The 26,655-nt window shown below is 61.4% G+C and carries 14 protein-coding genes; 1 reads left to right on the top strand and 13 read right to left on the bottom strand.

Going from position 1 to position 26,655, the window contains the following annotated elements:
• Nucleotides 1-1,120: 1,120 nt before the first annotated feature.
• From OU800_RS03790 to OU800_RS03730, 13 genes are all read right to left on the bottom strand, one after another.
• Nucleotides 1,121-12,958, bottom strand: a complete 11,838-nt coding sequence (locus OU800_RS03790) for a hemagglutinin repeat-containing protein (RefSeq protein WP_268181292.1) — start codon at nt 12,956-12,958, stop codon at nt 1,121-1,123.
• Between the two features lie 36 nt (nt 12,959-12,994).
• Nucleotides 12,995-14,683 (bottom strand): ShlB/FhaC/HecB family hemolysin secretion/activation protein, encoded by a 1,689-nt coding sequence (locus tag OU800_RS03785; protein WP_268181290.1) that lies wholly within the window; start codon nt 14,681-14,683, stop codon nt 12,995-12,997.
• A gap of 240 nt (nt 14,684-14,923) precedes the next feature.
• Nucleotides 14,924-15,547 (bottom strand): NIPSNAP family protein, encoded by a 624-nt coding sequence (locus tag OU800_RS03780; RefSeq protein ID WP_268181289.1) that lies wholly within the window; start codon nt 15,545-15,547, stop codon nt 14,924-14,926.
• A 60-nt stretch (nt 15,548-15,607) separates the two neighbouring features.
• Nucleotides 15,608-16,885, bottom strand: coding sequence for an OprD family porin (locus tag OU800_RS03775; RefSeq protein ID WP_268181288.1), 1,278 nt, complete (start codon nt 16,883-16,885; stop codon nt 15,608-15,610).
• Between the two features lie 284 nt (nt 16,886-17,169).
• Nucleotides 17,170-17,670 carry a flavin reductase gene (locus OU800_RS03770; protein WP_268181286.1) on the bottom strand — a complete coding sequence of 167 codons (501 nt, stop codon included), beginning with the start codon at nt 17,668-17,670 and terminating at the stop codon, nt 17,170-17,172.
• 17 nt (nt 17,671-17,687) lie between these two features.
• Nucleotides 17,688-18,647: a PDR/VanB family oxidoreductase gene (locus OU800_RS03765; RefSeq protein WP_268181284.1), complete on the bottom strand. Its 960-nt coding sequence runs from the start codon at nt 18,645-18,647 to the stop codon at nt 17,688-17,690.
• A 117-nt stretch (nt 18,648-18,764) separates the two neighbouring features.
• Complete coding sequence (locus OU800_RS03760; protein WP_268181282.1) at nt 18,765-19,505, bottom strand: SDR family NAD(P)-dependent oxidoreductase; 741 nt, start codon at nt 19,503-19,505, stop codon at nt 18,765-18,767.
• A 9-nt stretch (nt 19,506-19,514) separates the two neighbouring features.
• Nucleotides 19,515-19,991, bottom strand: coding sequence for an aromatic-ring-hydroxylating dioxygenase subunit beta (locus tag OU800_RS03755; RefSeq protein ID WP_268181281.1), 477 nt, complete (start codon nt 19,989-19,991; stop codon nt 19,515-19,517).
• Nucleotides 19,992-20,060: 69 nt separating this feature from the next.
• Nucleotides 20,061-21,335 (bottom strand): aromatic ring-hydroxylating oxygenase subunit alpha, encoded by a 1,275-nt coding sequence (locus OU800_RS03750; RefSeq protein WP_268181279.1) that lies wholly within the window; start codon nt 21,333-21,335, stop codon nt 20,061-20,063.
• A 142-nt stretch (nt 21,336-21,477) separates the two neighbouring features.
• Nucleotides 21,478-21,996: a nuclear transport factor 2 family protein gene (locus tag OU800_RS03745; RefSeq protein ID WP_268181277.1), complete on the bottom strand. Its 519-nt coding sequence runs from the start codon at nt 21,994-21,996 to the stop codon at nt 21,478-21,480.
• A 3-nt stretch (nt 21,997-21,999) separates the two neighbouring features.
• Nucleotides 22,000-22,362, bottom strand: a complete 363-nt coding sequence (locus OU800_RS03740; protein ID WP_026042046.1) for a hypothetical protein — start codon at nt 22,360-22,362, stop codon at nt 22,000-22,002.
• Nucleotides 22,363-22,389: 27 nt separating this feature from the next.
• Nucleotides 22,390-23,562 (bottom strand): acyl-CoA dehydrogenase family protein, encoded by a 1,173-nt coding sequence (locus OU800_RS03735; RefSeq protein WP_268181275.1) that lies wholly within the window; start codon nt 23,560-23,562, stop codon nt 22,390-22,392.
• 23 nt (nt 23,563-23,585) lie between these two features.
• Nucleotides 23,586-24,698: an amidase gene (locus OU800_RS03730; protein WP_268181274.1), complete on the bottom strand. Its 1,113-nt coding sequence runs from the start codon at nt 24,696-24,698 to the stop codon at nt 23,586-23,588.
• Between the two features lie 708 nt (nt 24,699-25,406).
• Here OU800_RS03730 and OU800_RS03725 point away from each other — a divergent pair.
• Nucleotides 25,407-26,558 carry an ABC transporter substrate-binding protein gene (locus OU800_RS03725; protein WP_268181272.1) on the top strand — a complete coding sequence of 384 codons (1,152 nt, stop codon included), beginning with the start codon at nt 25,407-25,409 and terminating at the stop codon, nt 26,556-26,558.
• Nucleotides 26,559-26,655 lie beyond the last annotated feature (97 nt).

The raw sequence follows: 26,655 nt of genomic DNA, 5'->3' as shown, positions 1-26,655 counted from the left end.
CACTCGCCCCAATACCAGATCATTACGAATACCGAATCCGTTCTGCTCGCTGTAAGAGGGTGGAACCCTGTACCACTCACCAGCGTAGTGACCTGTAGCCCTGTATTTTTCGACCAGAACATTACCATCTCTTGACAGTCGAGAAGATCGGATTTCGGGGCGTTTACCAGGCTTGAGTTGTAAGGACATTAATTCGGCTTCTAGTTCTGCAAACTGCGCATGAGTTATTTTACGCAATGTTAGCTCTCCATCGGACCTGCCAATCAATTGCCCATTGGGCCTTAAGAGCTCTGCCCAGCTTCTTGGCCCGACCGGGTCTGGCATTTGATAACCGCATTCGCGTAAGAAAAGAATAGCGCGCTGACGGTTTAGGTTGCCGCGAAATCTGCGCATAGCTGTCTTGTTATCGTAGCATTCCTTCAGCCCCTTGCAAAAATCAGCACGATAACTGTCACACAGAGCTAAGCGCTGCTATGGAACAGGGTTGATCTGTAAGCTCGCCAATACTGGCTCGATTAACTCCTTATCCAGGTTGGCTGGTACATCACCTTGTGGTATTTTTTTGCTAGCACTAATATGGATTGGGAAACTCGAACCGCTAACAGATTCCTAGCAGAAATCGTCGAGCACTCGGCGCACGAAAAGACCGGTATCGTTATCCGAGTAAAAACGCGCACAACGCCCACCCTGCCAGCCCATCCAATCAGCCGAAACCAAGCGAGAAATAGAACTGTGCTCACTGAGGTATTCTTTGTAATCCTCAAAAACTCCTCAGGCGGCAGATAATATTCTGTGCGTGCATGAGCTGCACGAAAGAGCATGGAGTAAACACCGCCAATGGACATTTTTGACTCGTTGGCAATAACATCGGGGATTGTCACGCTGAGGCTGTCGATTCGAGAGGTATAGCTATAGTCCGGATAGTTCCGACAGGTCGCTTGCTTGAACAATAGCGGCAATTTGAAACTGATACGCTGCATATCCGTGATGCACTGTTTGGCTCTTTCGCACAAAGGGTAAAGAATGCTTCCGCTCGTTCTAACCTCATCATATTTGACTTGGTACCCGCCACAACCAGCTAGAACCGCTATCAGTAGGGCTATCAACAAGAACCACCTACTCACTCCAGCCTCCTTGCATTGCCCTGACTATCGATCAGCGTCGGCTTAATTACGATGTCACGAATTTGTGCATCAACGCTATCCGGCGCCGAAGGTGGACAAGTCACACAGCTATAATTACTGTGCGGACTACCCTCTCCAAACAGACTAAGCGCAGTAAATAAGGCACCCAATGTACGCTCCACTGGATCATCCGAATATTTCGCATTTCCACCTAAAAATAGCGGTAAATCCGAAACCGTGTCGGTCTTAGGTAGAAGACCGAAGAACACCGTCTCATCTGGACGATTGACTTGGAAAGCACGCTGACCATCGGACTTGAACCCAGCAGCTTCTGCATCATCATGGAATGTTTTGGCATCTACCGGCGCCCCGGAGAGCTGGATGGTGTTCAGCGTTGCAGTAGGACTTCCTCCGTTGGAAAAATCCAAGCCCTTAATCGCAACCCAAGTCAGTAAACCACCTTGGCTATGCCCATAGATATGTAGGCTATCCGGCCCTGCATCAATACCTTGCCGGAATAGACTATTTAGATTCCTCGCTGTGCCTGACCGAACCCCTCCCTGCAAATTCTTATCAAAGGCAGACTCAATCAGATCTCCGATCAAGCCATGAGTTGGGTTATAGGCTAGAACGAAACTGACATCTCCATTTCCGCTTCCACTTTGCATTAAACCGTTGGCCAATGCAGCCATCATGCTATTCATAATGCCATTGGTAAAGATGCGATCATCCCCCTCGTTAAAACCTGCAAACTGCTGCACTTGCAGACTTTCCGAATCCAATACCGGCTTACCTTTTTCCAGTACAAGCTTACCCTTATCCGTTTTAAATGTTCCGGTCACTCGCAAAGGCTGCAAATCACCGGTGACTAATACCGGCAATTGGGTTATCAGCCCCCCATGATTGGCTACCCCAGGGAATATACCCAATGTCGGAGTTCCCATTGCATCCATGACATCGACCAACAGTGCTGGAGCCCAGGCTAAGGCAGCTACAAGCTTATCGTGCTCAGCCGCAGAAAGTGCTTGTTCTTTCAATACCCCCAGGCCGGTGAATGCCTCTACCGAGTGGCGCCCATAATTCTCCGCGTCGTTCCTCCACTTCTGCAGCGTTTCCTTCGGATTCGCCACTGCCTCAAGCGACGACTTACTCGCATACAGATCAGTCCGCTCCTCCTCGTCCTTGGTAATCTCATAGGCCTTGCTGGTATCGCGATTCAACCCAACCGTAGAGTCCTGGCCGGTTTCTGCGTCGCCACGAACGACGATATCCCCAGCGCCAACGGTGGCCCGGACGACCTGCTCTCGATCTCGCTCGTACCTGTAGCCCTCAACGCTCCAGCCAGCTCCACCTTCCTTGCCCTTGCCAACCTGACTGGCATCTTGCTGCCCCCCCCTAGAGCTGTAGCTACCGCCCACGTTGAGGTAGTAGCTGCGCTCCTTGTCCTGCCCAGCGATGTCGCTATAACCCAAAGTTTTGGTATCAAGCTTCAGATTGCCACTGTCAGAAGCGATCAGCGCACCGTCGAGTTGGGTGTGGTTTTCCGTATGGATATCCAACCGATCCTTAGCGGAAATTCGGGTCAGATCTTGAATCCAGTTTGTCTTTCCTGTGGTTTCACCGTAACCCATCGAGCCGCTGAAACCTGAACCAGGCCCAATAGTTACAGTCGCGCTTAAATCGAACTCCTTCCCTTTCACTTTGCCGGTATCAGGCAGAGACGAAACGTGCAGGTCGCGCCCCACCCGACCAATGACCTCGTCGCCCCGTAACTGCGCGCCGGCGATGCTGGTGTCATTGTCGCTGCTGAAGCTCAGCCGCTCACCGGCATACAGGTACGCCTCTTGCTGGCGTTCACCTTCGCGCTCCAGATGCCCCTGGCCCAGATTGACGCTGGCATAGACACCAATACCCTGGCCAATGGTCAGACCGATTTCACCACCAGCACTGCGACGCTCGCTCTCGCTGCTGCTGGCGTTATGGGCTGCGCGAATGTTGAGGTCATTGCCGGCCTTCAGATTAATGTCCCGACCAGCCTGCACCTGGCTACCGATCAGGCCTAGATCGTTACTGGCTTGCAGGTTGACGTCACGGCCCGCAGCGAACTGCGTGGCAATACTAGTCTCCTGCAGCGAGTCTTCAGTAGCGATGCCGCGACTGCCACCGACACCCACCTTGAAGCCACCACTGGTACCGCCATGGATGCCTCCCCAGCTCTGGCTTTGTTGATGTTCTTGGGCCAAGGAGCCTCGAGCAACATCAAGGGTGACGTCTCGTCCCTTGATGTTGATGTCGCGGCCGGCATCGAGCTGCCCCCCCTTAACGGTCACGTCGTTATTCGCCAACAGATTGATGTTGTTTCCGGCAGTCAGGCTCGATAAGCGGCTGCCTTGCTCGGTGTACTGCTGGCTGCTGCTCTGCTTGGAATTACCCAGGCGCACATCGACGGTAGGCCCAGCGAGAAATTGGCTGATAGAGTCCACGGCCTTCAACGTGCTTGACGCTTGACTGACACCGTTATCGCCCTTACCAGCGTTGCCAACGGCATCCTTGGTGTTACCGAAGTTATGGTTGACGGTTACACCAAGACCTTGCCGCTCTTGCGAGCGTTCCTGTTCGAGCAAAAGCGCTTCACGCGCGGCATCGATATTGATGTTGCGGCCCGCTTTCATATCCAGGTCATTGGATGCCAACAGATCAGAGCCTGTCTGGTTGATATCACGGCCTGCAGTGATGTCCAGATCCTGACCTGCACTGAGCTGGCTGGCCGCTGCGGTTTGCTGTACTTGACGAATCTTTTCCTGAGTACGCTCGGCACCGACGAAAACACTGACGCCGTTATCGTCAGCCGACACTCCCAAACCGACCTGTTTGTTCTTCTCCCAGTTACGCTGGGAGCTCTCGTTCTCGGCGGCTGCAACGTTCACATCACGGCCAGCATCGAGGCGCAGGTTGCGTCCAGCGCTGATGCCACTGCCAATCACATTGATGTCGCGCTCGGCTTGCAAAGAGGCATCGCGCTCAGCCGTCACCTGGCTGCCAACACTGGTGCTGCTCTGTGCTGCCTTGCCTGCCTCCTTGGCCGATGCAACCGAAACGAAGCCGCCAGAAGCCGAAAGACCGACCTTTTTCTTGTACTGCTCGGTCAGGCTGTAAGCCGTATCGTTGGCTGACACCAGGTTGATATCGCCAGTGTCCTTGACCAATCCCGAGCGCAGCTCGACGTCATTGCCTGCTTCAGTGCTACTGGCACGCAGTCGAATATCGTTACCTGCGGCGACCACCACATCATTGCCAGCTTCCAGTTCGCTAGAAATCTGGGTTGCGCTGGTCTTGAGCTGGCTCTTGCCGCTCTTCGACAGGCCAAGGAAACCGGACTTTTTCTTCTTGCTGTAGGAGCCGTGCTCTTCTACCCCCGAAAGGATCGCCACATCGCCAGTAGCGCCAAGCAGCAGGTCGTTGCCAGCGCTGAGCTGACTGCCGATGACCGTGACATCGCGACCACCGTCGACAGTCAAGCCACCACCTTCCGTCTTGCTGGCATTGATCGTCAGGTCATTACCTGCCTCAACGACCGAGGCGATGTTGGTGCTGTGATAACTCTCCTGCTGTTTGCTACTGCTGCGCCCGAAAGAGCCTTTTTTCTTCTTAGAGTAGAAGGAGGCACTCTCGTCCTTGGCCGAGAGCACCTGCACATCGTTACCGGCATCGATGTCCACGTCGTTTCCAGCACGCGCACGGCTCGCCACGATGCTCAGGTCATTGCCAGCATCGAGGCTGAGGTTGCGGCCCGCATGAATATCACTCGATTGCTGGGTAATCTGATCACGGCTCTGGGTCACTTTCTTGCTACGTGACAGGAAGTGGCTTTCGTTAGCCGCAGAGCTGATCAACAGATCTTCGCCCGCCTGCATACCCACATCACGCCCCGCCTCCAGGCGGCTGGCGATCACGCCCAGGTCTCGCCCGGCGCTGATATCCAGATCGCGCCCAGCGCTGACCTGGGCGCCTATCTGGCTCACCCGCTCGTTGAGGTAATAGCTGCCACGAGCCTGACTAACGCGCTCTTCCACCGAGCTGATGTTGACGTCACGCCCGGCATCGATGGCCAGGTCACCCCGGCTGTCCAGCACACCGCCCAGGTTGCTGAAGTCACGCCCGGCAATCACGCTGAGGTCGTTGGCGGCCTCGATGCGCGCGGCGCTGTCGACGAAGTCCTGGATCGTGCGGATATTGCCGTACTGGGTCTGATGGCGGGTTACGCTGCGTTCGTTGATCACATCCCCCGTCAGCGCGGTCAGGCTGACATCGCGCCCGGCGATAATGCCGCCCTGGGCGTTGCGGATGCTGTCGGTCGCCAGCAGTTGCAGGCGGTTACCCGCCTCGACCAGGCCGCTGTTGCGGATATTGCCAGCCGTGGCCGTGAGGTTGTCACTGGCGCGCAGGGTGCCCTGGTTGGCGAGTTCACCACCGCTGATCAGGGTGACGTCGCGGCCCTGGATCAGCGCGCCGTTGGCGGCCAGACGACCTTTGGCCTGGGCCAGGTAGAGCACCGGCACCAGCACCTTCTCGCCCGCCACTTCTTGCTCTTCGAGCCAGACGATGTCGTGGGTCAGCGCGGCGACCTGCTCGGCACTGAGGGTCACGCCCAGACTCAGGCCCAGTCGCGCCTTGCTGGCGACGGCGTTGTCCATCAGGTAACGGAACATCGCTTCGTCGCTGGTCAGGCCGGCGAGGTAACGCAGGCCCGTGCGCGCCACGATGGCTTCACGTACCAGGCGCTGTTCGTAGAGGCCATCGCCTAAACGCTTCTGCGCCTGGTCGGGGTCATAACCGAGGTTGCCCAACAGGTAGTCGGAACTGACGAATTGCTTGAGGTCGGTCAGCGCCGGGTTGGTTTCGATCAGGTACTTGTGGCGGGCAGGTGGCGCGGCATTACCGGGCAAGCTCTGCACGCCAGCCACTCTGGAGACTTCGACGCTCGGCAAGCTTGCCGCTGACTGGTCGTCTTGTGGGCTCCAAGCACTGGTACCTGCCGTTACCGGAGCCTGCGCAGGCTGGTTCGCAGCGACGCTCACCGCGCTCAGGCTGGCAGCTTGGCTCACCTCTTCAGCAACACCCTGTACAGGAGTGGCATTGATGGAGACAGACGCCTGATTGCTCAGGCGGAACAGGCCGTTCTCCCCTTGCGGCAGAGTGAAGCCAGGGAGCGTCAGCGGGTTGACTTGCTGCTGTTGCAGGTTTGGCGGGAGTTGTGGGTTGAGGAAGACAACTGTGGTCTTTCCAGTACTGGTTGCTTTAACGTCTCCAACTCGGCTCAGTCTGCTCTCATTAGCAACGCCCTCAGAGGTAACACCGTTATTTATAGAATTAATTGCAGTGACAGAAACTTTATTCCCAGCTTGTATTAGAGCACTGGAAACTCGAGCCACCTCGCCATTGACAATCAACTCAGAGAACGAATTAGCATTTTTTATGGCGCTAGGGGCATCCACCCTAACACCTGAAGAATAAAGAGACGAACCGAAGCTTACAAAGCTCCTTTCATAAGGACCAGGCGCATGATTAACCTTCCCACTTCCTTGCAAAAGATTATGCCCCAAGCTAAGCGACATAGGGCCGAAGTACTGCGTCAAGTATCTATCTGGCGGCTTAAATCCTTGAGAGCGATAAGTAGACTCGACACGCCCGCCGCTCATAGATGAATTCCATACAGCGACATCTCTATTATAGGCAGCATCATTATACCGATTATAATTTATTATCTGCGCCCACAAACTCTTATTCGGATTAAGCGCTATATACTTATAACTAACATAACTTCCTACAGAAGAACCTGAATTTTTAAAATCAGAAACACTAATAGCAACATCTTTTGCAGCAGATACCACTGACCTCTCATTCAAGAAATCTCGCCCTGCCATTGACAGGTCGCCGCCAGAGAGAATACTTGAACTTGGAGAGTCCTGAAGAACCTTACTTTCAAATTCTTGCATCCAAACTAGGTGCGCACCTCCACCACCATAAGCGGAAACCACCGAACAACTGTAGCAACGCACCCCGATAGTCGCACTCTTCAAACCTGACGCGACTTCAAACTTATCCTTCCTATTAACGATAACATCCGAAAAAACCCTTACCCCCTGCCCGCCCTCAATAACAGAAGATATATTCTGAAATTTCTCTGACCACCCCCTTTGATCATCTTTAGCAAGATCAAAAACTCCAAGGCTATAAACGTCCCCATACCTATTGGTGAAGTTCTCCACCCGCAGCGCCATATCGTCGCCACTGAAGATCAAGCCTCGTTCATTGAGCAGGTTGGGCGCGACTAGCCGCAATGTCTCGCCACTGCCCAAGGTGCCGTAGTTGTTCAGGGTGTTGGCGCTGACGGTCAGGCCACTGGCCGAGGTCAGCCGACCACGGTTGGTCAGGGTGCCGCTGCTGCTGACGCTGCTCACACCACCGCCATTGATATGGGCGGCGCTCGCCAGGTCGATACTGGCGGCTTGCAGGCTCAAGTCACCCAGACTGGTCACCCGCCCTGCGCCGCTGTAGGCCCCTGTCAGGTCGAGGCTGAGATTGCCGTCGCTGGCCAGCAGGCCGTCGTTGATCCAGGTGCCACCGCTACCCGTCAGGGACTGGCTGGCTAGCAACTGGCCGGTGGCGGTCTGGGTGAAGTTGCCGATGTTCAGCACCAGGCGCCCGGCTTGCAGCACGCCGCTATTGGTCCAGCTATCGGCTGTCAGGCTGAGCAGGCCGTTGGTGCTGAGGTCGCCACCGGCGCCCATGACCTGGGCGGCGCTGAGGCCGAAGTTGCCGGTGCCAACGTGCAGGATGCTACCGCCAGCGTTCTGCAGGCTGGCTGCGCCGAGTACGAGGTTGGTGTTGGCGGTTTCGATGCGGCCATCACGGTTGTCCAGACTGCCGGTGGTGATACCGGTATCGCCAGTGCTGCCCAAGGCACGCAGACTACCGAAGCGGTTGTCCAAACTTGTGCTTGTCAGGCTCAGGCTGCTGGCGCTTTCGACGAGGCCATAAGTGTTGTTCAACGCCCCCGACAGGCCGAAGTCGATGCGCTCGGCGGCTACCTTGCCGCCCTGCCCCGACGCTTCGCCCTGGTTGTTGAAGTCGCCGGCGGTGACATCGAGCAACTGATGGGCATACAGGCCACCGCCTTGGTTGTTGAAGGTGGCATCACCCAGGTCGATCGTGGTGTTGCCGGCCAACGCAGAAATGTGCCCGCCACGGTTGTTCAGGCCCTGGGCCTCAATGTCGAGCGTATGCGCCTGAGTAGTGCCGCCGTGGTTGTCGAATAACCCGGTACTTACCAGCTTGAGCCAGCCGGTCAGGCTGCTGAGTACGCCGCCCTGGTTGTCGACGCTGGTGGCGCGTTTCAGGTCGAGCTTGCCGGCACGGCTCTGGAGCTGGCCGCTGCGGTTATCCAGCTTGCCATCCAGGGTGAGCAGCAGATCCCCCTGGCTGCTCAGGCTGCCAGCGCTGTTGTCGAGGCGTTCAGCACCAATGCCGATGCTGCCTAGCTGACTGTGGATCAGGCCGGCATTGGTATTGTTCAGGGCGCCGGTCAACAGCAGGCTCAGGCCATTGCGTGCAGCGACGGTGCCACCCACGTTATTCAGGCTGCTGGCGGTCAGGTCAAGCAGGCTCTGGCTGATCAGGCTACCGCTCTGGTTATCGACGAGCTTGGCCTTGAGCACCAGCGGGCCGGCGCTGGCCAGTTTGCCCTGCTGGCCATTGAGCAGATCGCCTGTGAGGGTCAGGTCGAGCGCCGCACCACTGGCGAGCTGGCCGGCTTGGTTGTTCAGGCTGGTGGCATCCAGGCTGGCGGCCTTGGTACTGCTAATCTGCCCGGCGTTATTGTTCACCGCATCGGCATTGACCGTCAGGCTACCCTGAGTGTCGATCAGGCCGTTACCGCTGTTGTCGAGGGTGCCGGTCAGGCGCAGGTCGAGATCGCCGCCGCTGGATACGATGCCCTTGGCGCTGTTGTCGAGGCGGGTGGCCTCGACTTCCAGCGCGCCCTTGCTGACCAGAGCGCCTTCGTCGCTGTTATCGAGCATGCGCTGCTTGCCGTCGAGCTTGACCGTCAACGCGCCGTCCCGGCTGGAGACAGTGCCGCGCGCGCTGTTGTCCAGGTTGCCAGCGGCGATATCCACGCCCTGCCAACCGGAGATCAGCCCGCCTGCGGCGTTACGCACGTCGCCAGTGCCCACATCAAGACCAAGCTGACCGGCACTGATGATGCGGCCCTGCTCGCCGTTGTCGATGGTCTTGGCGTGCAGTTGGTAACCCAGCTTGCTGGAGATTTCCCCGCCATCGCGGTTGTCCAGCTTGCCCAGCCCCTGCAGAACCAGTGATCCATTGGCCGTGAGCACACCGCCCCGGTTGTCCAGGTCACCGCCCTTGAGGTCGATGCGCACGCCCGCCTCGCCGATCAGCCGGCCCTGGCGCTGGATCAGCTCGGTGACGGTCAGTTGCAGGTCTTTCTTGGCCGAGAGTTCGCCCCCGCTCTTACCGAGATCGCGACTGGAGTCCAGGCGGCTGGCCGTCAGCTTGAGGGTATCGGCACTGGTGATCAGGCCGTTGTCGCGGTTGTCGACCGCACCTGCCGTCATGCTGAGGGCCTGGCGGCTGCTGATGACGCCATCACGGTTGTCGAGGTCGTCAGACTCGAGCACGAATCCGGCCTGGCTGAGCAGGCTGCCGCCCTGGTTGTTCAAGTCACCGGTTACCACCTTCAGGTCGGCACCACTGGCCAGCAGGCCGGCGTCGGAGTTATCCAACTCGGCGGCTTCAACGGTCAATGCCTGGGCCGCCGAGAGGGTGCCCTGGTCATGGTTATCCAGCTTGCCGGTAAGCTTGACCAGCATATCGCCTTTGCTGACCAGCACCCCGGCGGCGGCGTTGTTCAGACTGTCGGCCTTCACCTCCAGACTGCCGCCCGAAAGCACACCTTTGAGGCTGTTATTCAGCAGTCGAGTAATCTGCAGTTGCAGTGCCTGGGTGCTGATCACCTGGCCTGCGCTGTTGTTCAGCTCGCTGGCCTTCAAGAGAAAGCCCTGGCGGCTGGAGATTTCACCGCCGGAGCGGTTGTCGACCTTGCCGAGGTTCTTCAGCAGCAAGGCGCCCGGTGTGGCGATCAAGCCTTTATCGCTGTTATCGAGGTCGCCGCCCTGCAAGTCGAGGGTCAGTGCGCTTTCGCTGACCAGCTCACCGCCAGCGTGCTGATCCAGCGCAGTGGCGGTGACCTGCACAGTGCCCTTGGCGGCGATCCGGCCCTTGTCGTGGTTGTTGAGCTGGGTGGCTTGCACGGTGACTTCGGCACCACCACTGATCAGGCCCTTTTGCTGGTTGTCGAGCGTGCCGGTTTCGATGCTCAGCGTTTGACCGGCACTGATGAGACCGGCCTTGTCATTGTTCAGGCTGCTGTTGCGGATGCTCAATTGACCATCGCTGACCATCCGACCACCCTGGTTGTTCAGGTTGCCACCTGCAACGCTCAATACGGCGCCACTGGACAGCAGACCCGCCGCTCGGTTATCGATGCTGCCGGCTTTGATCAGCAGGCCACCAGCCGCGAGCATTCGGCCCTCAGCCTGGTTGTTCAAGGCGCCATCGAGTTGCACGTCAATGACTCGCTGACTGCTCAGGATGCCGCCAACGCTGTTGTCCAGGCTGCCGCCATGCACAATCAGCCCATCACGCCCGGCGAGTACACCCTTGGCGTTATTCAGTAGACGCTGAACATAAAGCTCCAATCCCTGATCAGCGACGATCAAACCAGCGCCACTGTTATCCAGCACGGCAGCAGGTTGGTCGCTATCGGCCTGAGCGCGAACGACTGCCGAGCCCGAGGTGGAGATTTCCCCACCCGCATTGAGCAAGGCCTCGCTCGCGACGACCTGTAAAGCCTCAGTCGCGGCAATCAGGCCCCCCTGGCGATTGTCGAGACGCGTGCCTTCGAGTTTCAGCCGGCCCTGACTGAGCAGCTCGCCGCCATTGGCCTGCTGGAGATGCGCGATCTTCGCATCGAGATTGCCTTTGGCGCTCACCTGCCCCTGGTTGCGGTTGTCCAGGCTGGCCAGTTCAAGGGTCACGCTTTCCTTGCCGCTGAGCGTACCGCCCTGATTGTCCAAGCTGCCCTGGTTCAGACTGAGCGCGCCGTCAGCCTGGATCCTGCCACCCCGGTTGTCAGTCGCCGCCTTGTTCAGGCTGAGGCTGGAGCGGCTCGACAGCAGACCATCAGCGCTGTTATCAACGCTGGCCGCACTGATGCTCTGCGAGCCTTGGCTGATCAGCGTGCCTTGATCATGGTTGTCGAGGTGGCCCGTGAGCGTGACAGCCAGGCTTCCCTGGCTGGCCAGGGTGCCTTTGCCGCTGTTGTCCAAGTCGCCGGCAGTGACCCCCAGGCGCTCCTCGGCAAACAACGTCCCCTGCCGATTGTCGAGCGCACCCTCAGCCTCTACGGCGATATCCACCTGCTTGGCAACCATCTGCCCGCTGCGGTTGTCCACCTCTTGCGCCGTTACGCTTACAGCGGCATCACCCAACACCCGGCCCTGACGGTTATCCACCTGTGCGGCCTCGACTCGGGTGAGCGTCTTGGCACTGAGCGTGCCGCCCTGGTTGTCCAGACGCTGGCTGGCCTTGACCTGCAACTGACGATTACCGATCAAAGTGCCGGCGTTGCGCACCTGCTGCGCCTCCAGGCTCAGATCCGCCTCTGTGCGGCTGTTATCAGCCTTGACGCCGGCCTCGATCACCCCTTCGTTGACCACCTGTCCGGCCTTGAGCCGAACATCCCCCGCTGCGGCCAAGCTCTGCTGCACCTTGAGTTGCCCCTGTGCACCGAGCGTTGCCTTGCCGGCCGCGTAGGTCTTGCCGGTGAGGTCTACCTCACCAGCCTCGATGGCCAGATTGCCGTTGGCCGAGGTTTGCGCCAGGCTCAGCTTGCCGTTGGCATCGATCTGGATATCCCCAGCACTGGCGGCCATGTCGCCGGCCAGTGTCACCCCCACGCCCTGCTCGGTGCCCACCAGGCGAATGGCCCCGGCGTACATACCGCCCAGCGCTGAGCTGTCGATGGCCAGCAGGGGCTTGTCCGAGCCGTCATCTGCCTTGGCCGTGGCGGCCAGGGTGGTGGCATCCACCTGGTTGCGGCCGGTGACGATGTTGAGTTTCTTCGCGTACAGCTCGGCGTTGATCTTGGCGCTGCGGGTGATCAGGTCGAACTGATCGACGTTGTCGGCATTGAGGCCCTGCCCTTCGATGCTGATTTGCCCGCCGTCGACGTCGAAGCGTTGCAGGCGACCGCCTTCCACCACCGGCGTGCCGGTGCTGAGGGTGACGCGCGGGGTGTTGATGAAGCCGCAGCCATCGCAGGTGATGCCGTGCGGGTTGGCGACGATGACCGCCGCCGAGCGCCCGGCCACTTCCGTGTAGCCCTTGAGCTGGCTGGCGTTACCGCCGGTGACTTCGTTGAGGATCAGCCCCGCGGCACCGTTCTTGAGGTTGGAGTTGCCGATGATCAGGCCTCCGAGCTGGGTGCTCTGCAGCTTATCGGTGGCGTTGTTGAGGATCAGCCCCTGCTGGTCGACGTTGTAGTCGGTGAACTTGTTGTGCGACAGGCCACTGCCATTGGGCGTGGCGATATTCACCACCGGCACACCATTGCCTGCCTGGGTCAGGCTGGTGTTGCCACCAGCGGCCTGATCCACCGCCAGTTGCGCCGCTGTGGCCACGATGGGGTTGAGAAACAGCACGCCCGCGAGGATGAGGGCAATGTTCTGATACAGGGGACTGCGTACGTCCATGTCGATACTCCTACCGGCCATCCAGCCGGCAAATCTTCAGAAGAACAGATCGAGGCGGAAATAAACCGGGCGCTCGCCATGCTCGATGGCATCCGGGCGCTCCAGGGAATGGGCGAAACTCAGCGACGCGGCCAGGTGCTGGCCGCGCAGGGCGAATTCGACAGCGTTGCCGCTCATGCGCCCGCGTTGCTCGGGGTTGTAGCGGCCACCGTGGATCACCCCGACGTCATAGGCGAAGGCCAGGCTGTACTCGTGAACGAAAGGTCGCAGCGCTTCCCAGGTCACCGGGCGGCGCCAGCGCAACTGGTTACGCCAGTAGCCGCCGGTGTCGCCGGACAGCGACTCCTCCTTGAAGCCCCGCACCGAGCTGAGGCCGCCGATGCTGATGCGCTGCGGGCTGAACAGCACGTCCTCGCTCCTCTGCCCGTAGGCCAGGCTGTCGAAAGTGAAGGACTCGCCCCACAGGTCGAACGGCTGCAAGTAGCTCAGGGTCAGGCTGTACTTGTTGTAGCGCGCCACCGGCTGGCTGCTCTGCGGATCGCCGGCACGCTGGGCGTCGAAAGCGCCGATGCCACGCTGCCAGCCGATATCGGCGTTGACGAAGGCGGTGCCGATGCGGCGACCGTGGTTGAAGCCCAGTTGCGCTTCGGACAGGCGCGTACTGGAGGTGTCGATGCGGTTGCCGAGAATGAAGTTGTTGCTGCGCAGATGGCTGACGCCCAGGTTGAAGGCCGTCTTGCTCACGGCATCGCGGTGCAGCACACGTTCACCACGCAGGGCGTGGGTCTGGCTGTCGCCGTCCTGATCGAAGAGGAAGCCATTGCCCTCGCTCTGCGTGCGGTAGTAGCTCTGGCTGAAGCTGTAACTGAAGTTCCACCAGCCGTAGGGCACTTGGTAGATCAGGCTCTGGCTGTGGGAGTGGCGATAGCTGTCGCTGACCGCATCGCGCGTGGCGCGCAGGCTGAGCTGATCGGCCAGGCCCAACGGGCTGTCCCAGTCGAAATTCACGCCCCATTGCTGTTCGCCGGTGCTTTCCTGCCCATCGTTGCTGCGGCTCAGGCCGGCACGCCAGGGCTTGCTGCGCTGGCCCTGCAAGCGCACGCGGCTGCCGCCCACCGCTTGCCCCGGCACCAGTTCGAGCTGGGCCTGACGCGATGGCAGGCGATTGAGCTGATCGACCAACTGCTCCAGTTCGCGCAGGTTGAGCACCTCACCCGTCTGCCCGGGAAAGCCCATGGCCAGTTCGCGGTCGGAGGCCAGCTCGGAGCTGTCCAGCCCCTCCAGATGGCCTTCTACCACTATGACCCGTAACTCGCCGGAAGACAGATCCTGCTGCGGCAGGTAAGCCCGCGAGGTGACATAGCCATGATCGATATAGAACTGGGTGATGGCCTTGAGCAGCTCGTTGAGCTTGCCCACCCCCAGGCACTGGCCAGCAAAGGGCTGCAGCACCTTTTGCTGCTCGGCCTCATCGAGCAGTGTCGCGCCCTCGAGGCGAATCTGAGAGATGTCGAAACAACGCTCGTCCTCGGTGGGTGGGCTTGCAAGCTGGGGGGTATTGCCAGGCAGTTGGCGCAACTCATCGAGGCGCTGCTGCTGCTCCTGCAGCACACGCTCCTGACGATCGCGAATCAGCTCACGGTCGCCTGGCGTCTGCGCCAGCGCAGTAGCGGACAGGGATAACGCACATAGCCCTAGGGCAAGAGGACGACAACGAGAAAACATGCCTTCAGTCCTTTGAATAGCAGAAAATCGACGGCGGAAATCTGGCGGCGATTAAAGCACATGGCAACCTGCCATCAAATGGCTTTTTTCTGAAATACGTCACAGTTGTCGTGCCGTACATCAGCCAGCCGACGAATGGCACACAGCCATCAACCTCACCCTTTATCCAAGCCCTCCGATTGCAGCCTGAAAGTAAGCCAGGCTCGCCTGGGCGCGGCCATGCGCGCCCTCTCAACAGCCCTACTGCAACGGCGAGAACGCCGCTGGCAGGTAGAGGGTGGAATGCATCTCGCGCAGTTGCGGCCCGGAGTTCTCCGGTGGCCAGACGCCATCGGCCACCGCGCGAGTGCGCACGTCCAGGCGCTGTTCCTGGCTGGCGTAGGGCCAGATATGCAGGTAACGCGGGGTGCGCCCGTCTGTAGCGAAGAAGGCCGCGTAAACCGCCGAGTAGCCCGCGCCGGTACGCGGGCCGACGGCCTTCTCCCAGCCCGCCAGGGTCGGCGTCAGGCCGGAGGGAATCAGGTTGTATTCGCGCAGCTCGTAGAAGGGCCCGTGGTGACCGGGCGCCAGGGGCTCGAGGAAGGGAAACAGCGTGTAGTTCTCCACTTTCATGTCGAGCATGAAGGCTTCGATGCCGAAGGCATCCGCTACCTGCAGGAAACGCTCGCGCTCGACCTGCCGCGCCGTCTCGTCACGAAAGCCGCGCAACACGGCGATCTGGTTCAGCGGGCCAATTTCGGATGACCAGCAGCCCATCAGTACGCAGCCATCGCGCGCTTCGGCAAGCGTCTCGCGCAGTCGCTTGAGCGCTGCGGCCGGGGTGCGCACGCGCAGGGTGAAGGTGATCAGTTCGTAGAGTCGCATGGTCTTCTCGCAGCCTGTGAATGCAGGCGGAGCCGGGTCTGCATCCGGCCCCGCCGCCGGTCAGAACTTGAAGGTGTAGGAGGTGATCAGGCGGTTTTCCTGATAGTCGGCCCCCGACGCCGCACCATTGCCATAGCGGGTCTTCACGTCGATGTTGCGCCACTCGAAGGCCACGCCCTTGAGCGGGCCGCTCTGCACCACGTAGCTGAGGAAGATGTTGCGTTCGCTCTCGACGTTCTGATCCAGATCGTTGTTGCCCCGGTCGATACCGGTGCCGCGCAGGTAGCGGGTCATCAGCTTCAAGCCGGGCACGCCGTAGCTGGCGAAATCCAGGTCATAGCGCAGTTGCCAGGAGCTCTCGTTGGGCTTGACGAAGGCCACGGTGGACCAGTTCACCAGATAGGGTTGCGGCGCATAGCCGTTGAGGGTGGGGAAGGTGCTCTCGCCGAGCATGCGCTGGTAGCCGACGCCGATGGCGTGGGCGCCCTTGCGCAGGGTGGTCATCACGCCGTAGGAGCGGTTGTCGATATCGCCGTAGAGCGCCTTGCCGTCTTCGCGGTTGTCGAAGTAGCGCAGGTCGGTCTTCAGGCCGAAGCCGTTGCCCAGGTCGGCATTGTAGGTGCCACCGAGATACTGCTGCTGGTAGATGTCTTCCAGCTGGCCGTAGAAGTAGCTCGCCGACAGCGCCGGGGTGAAGGCATAGGTGGCGCCGGCGAAATTCAGGCCGTCGCTGCGGCGCTGCACGTCCGGCCCGTTGAACAGGTACATCTTCTCGCGGTTGGACGATTCGCGGCTGCTGATCTCGGTGAAGCGGCCGGCGGTGAGGGTCAGCTTGTCCACCTCGCGCGACTCCAGCAGGAAGCCATGGTAGGTGGTGATCAGTTGCCGCGAGTCGTCGTAGAAGGCCACCGGCAGTGTCGGGCGATGCTCGCCGATCTTCAGCTCGGTCTTGGAGTAACGCATCTTCGCGGTCAGCGCGGCACGGCCGTAATCGCGCACCTGTTCGCCCTTGCTGTCATCGTAGGGAATGATGCTATCGGGGCCGCGACCTCCGCCGCCATCGAGGCGATAGGCATATTGCGCGGATACATCGAGGCCGAATTGCACAGTGCCTTCGGTATAACCGGAAATGGCGCGAAAGTCGAAACCCTGAGTCCAACTGCCAATACGTGATTTAGGCGCATCGTGCTGTTTGAAGTCACGGTCGATATAGAAGTTGCGCAAGCCAAGACTGACTTGCCGATCGTCGATGAAGTCCGCCTGGGCGGAAAGCGACGCGAACATGCCCATCAGGCCCACAGCGCCCATGCTGCCGGCCAGCCAGTTGTTCTGGAACATTGTTGTGATCCTTTGTTACGTGTGCAAGGCACAATGAGTGGGAGCAGATTAATTGGCAGAACATGTAACCTTGGCAGTTAATCCGCAGTGTTGTTTTTATAACCACTTACTGCAAAAAAGGTCGAAGCAAGTCTCTACCCATAAATATCGAGCAGTTATTTCTTATTAACGGGTACTCATGTTTCAGGATGAAATGGCACTTCATCCGGCATTTCCGAAGTTACTTCGGAAAATTCTGTGGCACTGGCAAAACGGCGGGTGGGCCAATGCCCACCCAAGGCGTCTCAGCAGGCCGAACGCGACTGCTCACCCAAGCGGTGATAGGCACGGTTGAAATACACCAGGCCGTCTTGGTTCTTGCCGTTACGAATACCCAGCACCTCGCAATAGAAGATGGTGTGCGAACCCACCTCATGGGCCTGGGTGATACGGCAATCGAAATTGACCAGGGCGCCGTCCAGCAGCGGTGCGCCGCTTTCCAGGGTGCTCCAGCGGGCCTTGGCGAAACGCTGCTCGGAATCCAGTTCGCGATTGGCGAACACGCCGGAGATGTCCTTCAGTTCGGCACTCAGCACGTTCACGCTGAGCACGCCGTTGTGCTTGAAGTGGCCATTGGAGAAGGACGCGCGGTTCATGCACACCAGCAGCGTCGGTGGCTGGTCGGTGACGCTGCACACCGCCGAGGCGGTGAAGCCCCAGCGCCCGGCAGCACCATCGGTGGTGATCACTGAAACGGCGCCGCCCAACAGCGCCATGGCATTACGGAAACCTGTGGTGTCGACCATGATCTTGCCCTCGCCTGTTAGATATCCAGCACCAGTTTTTTCGACCTGGCGCGCGAACAGCAGACCAGGATCTGGTCATTGGCGGCCTTCTCGTCATCGGTGAGGTAGACGTCGCGGTGATCCGGCTCGCCTTCCAGCACGTCGCACAGGCAGGTACCGCAGACGCCCTGCTCGCAGGAGATCTCCACCTTGATGCCCACCGTGGCCAGGGCATCGATGATGGTCTGGCCTTCGGCGACCTGAACGCTCTTGCCGCTGCGCTGGGCGACCACCTCGAAACTGTCGCCGCTGGCGTCGACTTCCACCTGGAAGTACTCGCGGTGGATATGGTCCTCGGCGTAGCCAGCCTGGCGCGCACCCTCGATGACCCAGTCCATGAAGCCGGCCGGGCCGCACACATAGACGTGCACGCCAGCGCCCGGCTGGCCGAGCACGGCCGGCAGGTCGAGCTTCTGCGCCTCGCCCTCGTCATCGAAATGAGTACGCACGCAGGCGGCGAAGTCGGCGCTGGCCAGCTCGTCGAGGAAGGCCGAGCGCTGGCGCGAACGCCCGCAGTAGTGCAGCTCGAAGGGGCTGTCCTGGGCGGTTAGCTGATGCGCCATGGCGATCATCGGGGTGATGCCGATGCCACCGCCGATCAGGATCGAGCGACTGGCGCCCGCAGCCAGGGGAAACAGGTTGCGCGGTGCACCGACGCTGACGCGGGCGCCTTCGGTGAGCAGTTCGTGGACCGCCACCGAGCCACCGCGCGAAGCCGGGTCGCGCAGCACACCCAGGCGGTAGACGGCGGCGTTGGCCGGGTCGCCGCACAGCGAATACTGGCGCACCAGGCCGGGCTTGAGGTGGATATCGACATGGGCACCGGCCTCGAAGGTCGGCAGATTGCTGCCCATCGGATCGGCGAGGTCGAGGATCACCACGCCCTCGCCTTGCTCCTGCCGCTTGCGTACCACCAGGTTCAACACTTGCTCAGTCATACCGACCTTCCCGCACCCTTCGGGGTGCTGATTGTTCTCATTCGTTCAGTCCGCAGCTCGCACGCGCGGCATTCTTTCGTCTGTCCGGCCCGGCCGAGAGACCACACCGGACGGGGTTCAACGCATGAACAGGCCGCCGTTCACGTCCCAGGTCGCCCCGGTGGTGAAGTAGGCTTCCGGGCGCGCCAGTTGCACCACCAGGTCACCGAGGAAGTCGGCATCGCCGAGGCGCTTCACCGGGATATTGGCCAGCAGCCCGGCCATGCGCTCTGGCGGCACTGCCGTATGCACGGCGGGCGACTCGATGGGGCCGGGGGCGATGGCGTTGACCGTCACACCGGCACCGGCCAGTTCCTTGGCGAAGATCTTGGTCAGGGTGACGATGGCGCCCTTGGAAGCGGCGTAATGCGCCCCCGTGGCGGTGCCGCCGTTCTGCCCGGCCAGCGAGGCCATGTTGATGATCCGCCCGTAGCCAGCGGCCGCCATGTGCCCGCCGAACACCTGGCAGCCGAGGAAGATGCTGCGGGTGTTGAGGCTCATGACCTGGTCGAACTCCTCCGGGCTGATCTGCATGACCGGTGTGGTACGGGTCATCGCGGCGCTGTTGACCGCCACGTGCAGCGCGCCCCAGCGCGCCAGCACGGCGGCCAGCGCGGCCTCGAAGTCGGCCTTGCTGGCGACGTCGAGTCGCAGCGCCAGGCTGCGCTGGCCGCTCGGGTCGAGACGGTCGGCGGCGGCCTGGGCATGCTCCAGCGTCAGGTCGGTGATCACCACCGCGTAACCGGCTGCATAGAGACGGCTGGCGATGGACAGACCGAGGCCCTGGGCGGCGCCGGTGACGAGGGCTACCTGAGTCATGACGGCGTCCTACAGGATGTAGCCGATACCGGCGAGGGTATCGGTGGAGTTGATCAACTGGATCAGCTTGCGCTGGATCCTGAAGCTGTCGCCGTCGCGCTGGAGCTGGAAGGTGACGTCGGCGGTGTAGTGCTTGAGCACGTCCTTGCGGAACTCGCGCAGGTTCTGCGCGCAGCGCACGGTGACCACGCCGTCTGCCTCGCCGAGCACGCGAAAGCGCGACAGGCTGCGCACGGTACGGGCACGCGGGCTGGTGGAGATGGACTCGCCACCGATCAGGCGCTGCACACGCAACTGGCGCATGTGATGGTCGTCGTAGGCGTAGTTGAGGGTGTTCTCGAAGTCGGTCTCGTTGGGGTCGATGGGGATGATGTAGGTCCCCTTGTCGGCCCACAGGTTCAGCCAGGCGTCGAAGTCGCCGTGGTCGAGCATGTCCGCTTCCTGCCAGATGAAGGCGCTGACATGGTTGAGCAGTTCAAGATTCATATTCGTTCTCTCAAGAAGTAGGTGCGTGACGGGCCCCTCTCACCCACGCGGGCAGAGGGGCGCGGCGGCTCAGGCCGACATCATCTTTTTCCACTGCTGGTAGGCCGCGCGCATGCCGGTCTCGGCGCTCACGTCGCTGACCAGGCCGTCTTCGCTCGGCTTCTCGCCGGGCAGGCCGCGGTTGAGCATGATCCACAGGTCGCTGCCGGCCTGGGCGCCCTTCTGCACGCGCTCCCAGGCCTCGGAGTCGTCCGGGGTGCCGAAGCCCATCGGGCCCTGGAAGTGCTCGTGCAGGCGCAGGCGGTAGCGGTTGGCCACGGCCGGGCCGCCGTCCATGGTGATCACCGCGTGGTGGATTTCGGTCTCGTTCACCGAGACCGGCTGCAGCACGCGGAAGAAGGCCATGGAGCAGGCGACGTTGGGGAACAGGTTGAGGTTGAAGCCCGAACCGCCGACGGCGCGAACGATGCGGCGCACCTGTTGCTCCTCGATGCCTTCGTCACGCAGCTCCTGGGCCAGCGCCTCGAAGCGCTCGGGGATCGGCTTGTCCAGGTCGGCTTCCAGGTCCACCAGCTCGGGGATCATCACCATCACGCTGTGGCCGTTGCCGAGGTCCTCGACATAGCCGGGGCCTTCGACGAAATCGAACAGCTCCAGGGTCTGCTCGTCCACCGAGGACAGGAACGACTTGTGCACCAGCGGGAAGTGGTAGGCGTCGGTGGTGTTCTCCAGCTGGATCTTCCAGTTGCCGGGGAAGCGGAAGCGATGCTCGCCGGAGACCTTCACGCCGTAGCCGGCGCCCTGCTTCATGAACAGGTCGATCCACTTCCTGGCCGCGCCGAGGAAGTCTTCCAGCGGCTCGATGTCGTCCTTGAAGGTGGCGAAGATCATGCCGTTGTATTGCTCGACGCGCAGGCTCACCAGCGGCAGCTCGCCCTTGTCCAGGCAGTCGGCGTAGCTCTCCGGGTGCGGCACGCCGCGCAGGCTGCCGTCGAGGGCGTAGCTCCAGCCGTGGTAGGGGCAGACGAAGCTGTTGGTCTTGCCCTTCTTGTGCTCGCAGACGGTGGCGCCACGGTGGCGGCAGCGGTTGAGCAGCACGTGCACGTCCTTCTTGCGGTCGCGCACCACGATCACCGGCTGCTTGCCGATGTAGGTGCTCTTGTAGCTGCCGTTGTCGGGAATCTCGCTGGCGTGCGCCACCCACACCCAGGTGCTGTAGAAGACCTTCTCCAGCTCTTCGTCGAAGATGCGCGCATCGGTGTACAGGGAGGTGTGCACGCGGTCGTGCAGCACCAGGTCGGCCGGCGAGCTGGCCAGGTTCACGGTTTCGATCAGATTGGTCACGGTCACTCCTCGTCGGCATCACGTGCCGACTCACAATTTCTTTTGCTCGCCTTGCCCGAAAGTCGGAGCTCCGGCTAGCGCCATCTTCGTAGGGTGGGCTTGCGCCCACGCCTGACCTTTGTGCGGTGGGCTAAAGCCCACCCTACGTCTGTTGTTTCTGGCACGGCACGGGCAGGTGGGCATCGCTGTTCCACGCCTCGACCGGGCGGCCGAACAGGTTCTCGGTCTGGAAATGGGCCATGCGCCAGGTGCCCTCCTCCTCACGAAAGCGCACCGTCAGGCGCGCCGCGTTGAGGTGCGAGGCGCCGCTGGCGAAGGTCGAGGTCTGCAACATCACCCAACTGCCGTTGGCCTGGTCGCCCTCCACGCGGATCAGCTCCGAGCAGAGGAAGTGCACGTTGAGGGCGAAGTGCGCCGGCTCGCTCATGTAGCCGGCGAACATCGCGCGGATCGCCTCGCGCCCCCGGTAGCCGCCGAAGCTCTTGGCGTACTTGGCGCCCTTGCCTTCCCAGATGGCGTCGACTGTGAACAACCCGGTCAGCTCGTCCAGCGGGGTGCGCGCGTCGAGCGCGTCGCACAGCGCCATGTAGCGGTTCATGCAGGCGCGCACGGCGTGCTCGCTTTCCAGCTGATGCAGGCGGGCTTCGAGGGATCGGCTCATGGCTCAGGCCCGCTGGATGATCAGTTCACGGCCGGTACGCGCTTCCACCTTGCAGTAGCGCCACAGCTTGTACGGGCCAGTGCCCACGGCGGTGGTGCGGAACAGGTTGCAGGCGGCGTGGACGGTTTCGATGTCCGGCACGTCGGCCAGCAGGTAGGTGGTCCAGGGGTAGCCGGTGGATGGACCGACCATGCTCTGGTCGTCGTCCATGTTGCCGAACACCTTCACCCCGGGCAGATCGTGGATGCCGTTCCACATGGCGCTGAACGCCGCCCAGACTTCCAGTTGCTCTTCACGCGGGGCGTCGAAGAAGTTCTGGTTGATGCCCATGCAGAACAGGACGCGCAGGGCTTTTTTCTCAGTCATCACAATCACCGATCTGTCAGTTGAAAATCACAGGTAGCCAGGCAGCGGCTTGTTGCCGAAGAAGATCGCACCGGCGTTCTGGTAGGTCATGTCACCCATGAAGGCGTGCTGGGTGACCACCTGAGCGTCGTTGACGAAGCGCGCCAGCGGGCTGTGGCGGTACACGCCGGTCATGCCGGAAAGCATCTGCGCGGTGCGCGCCACCTCGGCCGCCACCCGGGTGGCGTGGGTCGAGGACAGGCGCAGCAGGTTGGTCTGCTCGACGCTCACCGCATCGCCGGCCAGCACGCTGGCCCAGGCGCTTTCCATGGCTTCGTAGAACCAGGCGCGGGCGGCGCGCAGTTCGGCTTCGGCCTTGGCCATCTGCATCTGCGCCAGCGGGCGGTCGGCCAGGGCCGGTGCGCCGGTGACGGAGAAACGGCCGCTGGCCATGTCGGCCAGGTAGTCCAGCGCGGCGCGGGCGACACCCAGACCGACCACGGACAGCACCTGGGTAGCGAAAGACAGCGACGGATAACGGAACAGCGGCTCGTCGAGGTTGGCCGGGCCACCGCGGACGAAGGTCCATTCCTCGGGGACTTCGACGCCATCGAGCACCAGGTCATGGCTGCCGGTGCCGATCAGGCCGACCACGTCCCAGGTGTCTTCGATGCCGACCTTCTCCCGCGGCATCACGGCCAGACGCGGCAGCGACAGGGTTTCACCGACCTTGGGGCTGATACCCACGCCGATCAGGTCGGCGCCCATGCAGCCACTGGAAAACTTCCAGCGCCCGCGCACCTTGAAACCACCCTCGACGGTCTCCGCCGGCTGCGGCGGGAAGATGCCGGCGGCGAACACCACGTCGGGGCCGTTGGCGTAAACCTTGTCCAGCGTCGCCAGCGGCAGCGCTGCCAGGTACACCGGGTTCATGCCGAAGCTGGCGACCCAGCCGGCGGAACCGTCAGCGGCGGAGATGTCCTCCACCATTTCGCAGAACTCCATGGGGCTGCGCTGCTCGCCGCCGAAGCGGCTGGGCACCAGGGCGCGGTAGACGCCAAGCGCCTTGAAACGCTCGATCACGTCATGGGAGATGTAGCGTTGCTGGTCGAACTCCTCACGCCGGGCGCGCTCGCGGATATCGACCAGCAGCGCCTGGAAGGCTTCGTTCGCGGTAATCGGGGCAAGGCGCTGGTGATCCAGCTGGCTCAGGGAAGACATGGGCTTCTCCAGGGTGGGCACGGTTATTGTTCGAGGCGCCGCAACAGCTCGCGGGCGACTGCCAGAAGCAGTTCGTCCGCGCCCTTGGCGGCGATCAGTTGCAGCCCCACCGGCAGTTTCGAGGCGCCCTCGAAAGGGATGCTCAGTGCCGGGTGGCCAGACAGGTTGAAGGGGCGTACGAAAGCGGTCATGCCGATGGCCGCACGGGTATCGGCAGCCTCTGCGACCAGCGCCGGGTACTCCGGCATGGTCGGCAGGGCGAGAATCGGGCAGCGCGCCAGGGCGGCATCCACCTCGGCGGTGAAGGCGGCGCGGCAGCGTTCGGCGTCGGCCAGGGCGGCGTCGGAGGTCTCGCGCGCGGCCAGCAGCCGGCCGGCAACATCGGCGCCCACCAGGCCGGTTTCCACCAGGTGCCCACAGGCGTTCCAGGTCTCGCGGTTGATCACTGCCAGGCCGGCATCGTAGGCCGCCTGCATGCCGGGCAAGGGAGTTTCGCAAAGCTCGAAATCCGAGGCTTCGAGCACGGCATCCAGAGTCGCCCGCACTTCCGGGTGGGCCTGCACCGGTACCACGCCGATGCGGATGCCGTTCACGCTAGGCAGCGCCCTGAAGGAAGGATCGATGACCTGCATCGCCTTGATCAGCGTGTCGATATCGGCGGCGAAGGGGCCGACGCAATCCAGCGACGTCTGTGCCGGTATCACCCCGGCGCGGCTGACGCGACCGAAGCTGGGCTTGAGGCCGAACACGCCGCAGCAGGCGGCGGGAATGCGCACCGAACCACCGGTGTCGGTGCCCAAGGAGAAATCGCACAGGCCAGCGGCCACGGCAGCGGCCGAGCCACTGGAAGAACCGCCGGGAATGCGCCCGGGATAACGCGGGTTGTCCGCCGTGCCCGTCCAGGCATTGAGCCCGGTGGTGCCGAAGGCCAGCTCATGCAAGCTGGTCTTGCCCAGCAGTTGGCAGCCGGCGTCGAGCAGCGCCTGAACCACATCGGCATGGCGCTCGGCGTCCGGCGCATGCTCGAGGGCACGACTGGAAGCACGGGTGGGATGGCCAGCCACATCGATGGTGTCCTTCATCATCACACGTAGGCCTTGCCCACCGAGCTTCAGCTTCTCGACCACTATCGCCATCTGCTTCACCCACTGCCGTTTCTGTTGATGAACCGAACCGCCACATGAGCTGCGATTCGCGTAAATCCAGAATCGGAAGAATTACGTGAATTGTCAATTGAATTATCGCTTAAAAAAAGTGTGTAGATTCGGTGCATTTTCACCCCGCTGAGCACCATTCACGTGCAGTCCGGTAACACTCTAAAGCTGTAACATTCACCCATTAAATACAAATAAATACTTTAAAAACATGAATATAAGATCTACATGAGATTAAATCTCAACGCACACATGGATTTTTAGCGATCTTCTTCAATCGCAAAAATGGCCGATAACCGCACATAAATTGCACGATAGAAAACGCTTTTTTTGAATGAAAAAATACGATTTTTAAAAGCAGAAAATCACTGAAAAACAGGATTTTTCGGTCACGAAAAAAGCCCCTCCAGGCCCGATGAAATCGGCCATGAGGGGATCCACCTCAGCCACTCGGCAGGCGCATCTCGGCACTGCGCCAGGAGGCCGAGCCCGGTGTTCGATTCACGGCCGTGCGGGGCCATGCGACAGGTCGGTGCACGCCGTTCTGGCACGGGAGGTGCAAAACGTGTCGTGTCGGACGGGTAACCACCGGCAGCGCCCAAAGGCGCCAGAACAACAAGAAGACGACAAACCCTCCCAACCGGTAGGGCTCTGTCTCTCCAAATAGCCTTGCAACCCTCGGAGTACGTCATGCACTTCAAACGAGCCGTGTCCACCCTCCTTCTCAGCGCCGTCTGCGCTTCCTTCGCCCAGGCCGAGGTCAAGGTCGGTGTCATCACCTCCTCCACCGGCCCCATCGCGCTGGTCGGGCTACCGCAGAAGAACTCCGTAGCGCTGCTGCCTACCCAGGCCGGCGACCAGCAGATGAAGTACATCGCCCTGGATGACGGCAGCGACCCGACCGCCACCGTCAAGGCGCTGAAGAAGCTGATCAGCGAGGAAAACGTCGACGCCATCATCGGCCCGAGCGGCTCGCCCAATGCCATGGGCGTGATCCAGTTCGTCGCCGAGGCCGGCGTGCCGTTGCTGGCGCCAGTGGGCACCGCCGCCGTGGTGCTGCCGATGACCGAGCAGAAGAAGTGGGTATTCAAGACAACGCAGAACGACGACCTGATCGCCAAGGCACTGGTCGAGGACATGCAGACCCGTGGCGTGAAGACGCTGGGCTTCATCGGCACCGCCGATCCCTACGGCGAGAACTGGTCGAAGGTGATGGGCACGCTGGCGGCCGAGCACGGCATCAAGCTGCTGACCAGCGAGCGCTTCCAGCGCCAGGACACCTCGGTCACCGGGCAGAGCCTGAAGATCCTCGCCTCGCGCCCCGACGCCGTGCTGGTGGCTGCGCCGGGCAGCGCGGCGGTGCTGCCGCAGACCACCCTGTTCGACCAGGGCTACCGGGGCCAGGTGTACCAGACCCACGGCGCCGCCCTGCCGGACTTCCTCAAGCTCGGCGGCAAGAAGGTCGAAGGCACCATCCTCGCCGCCAGCCTGATGCTGGTGCTCGAGCAGATGCCTGACAGCCATCCGTCCAAGGCCATCGCCGGCGACTACGTGGCGGCCTACGAGAAACTCAACGGCAGCAAACCAGCCACCTTCGGCGCCAACACCTATGACGCCGGCCTGCTGCTGCAACAGGCGATTCCGACCGCTGCCGCCAAGGCCGCGCCCGGCACGCCCGAGTTCCGCGCCGCCCTGCGCGACGCGCTGGAGGCGACCCACGAGTTCGCCGCCACCCAGGGCGTCTACAACATGACGCCCGAGGATCACAGCGGCTTCGACGAGCGTGGTCGCGAACTGATCCAGGTGAAGAACGGCACCTGGACGCTGCTCAAAGGCAACTGATCGCAGGCACGGGTTCTCCGTAGGGTGAACAGCGCTTTTCTGTCCACCGGATGGAGCCCAGCCCCACGCCGAAGGTGGATGAAAAAAGCGCCATCCA

The sequence above is a fragment of the Pseudomonas sp. GOM7 genome (assembly GCF_026723825.1).
Classification (GTDB): domain Bacteria; phylum Pseudomonadota; class Gammaproteobacteria; order Pseudomonadales; family Pseudomonadaceae; genus Aquipseudomonas.
The sequence above is the reverse complement of the archived record's forward strand: the minus strand, read 5'-3'. Positions and strand labels throughout refer to the sequence as shown.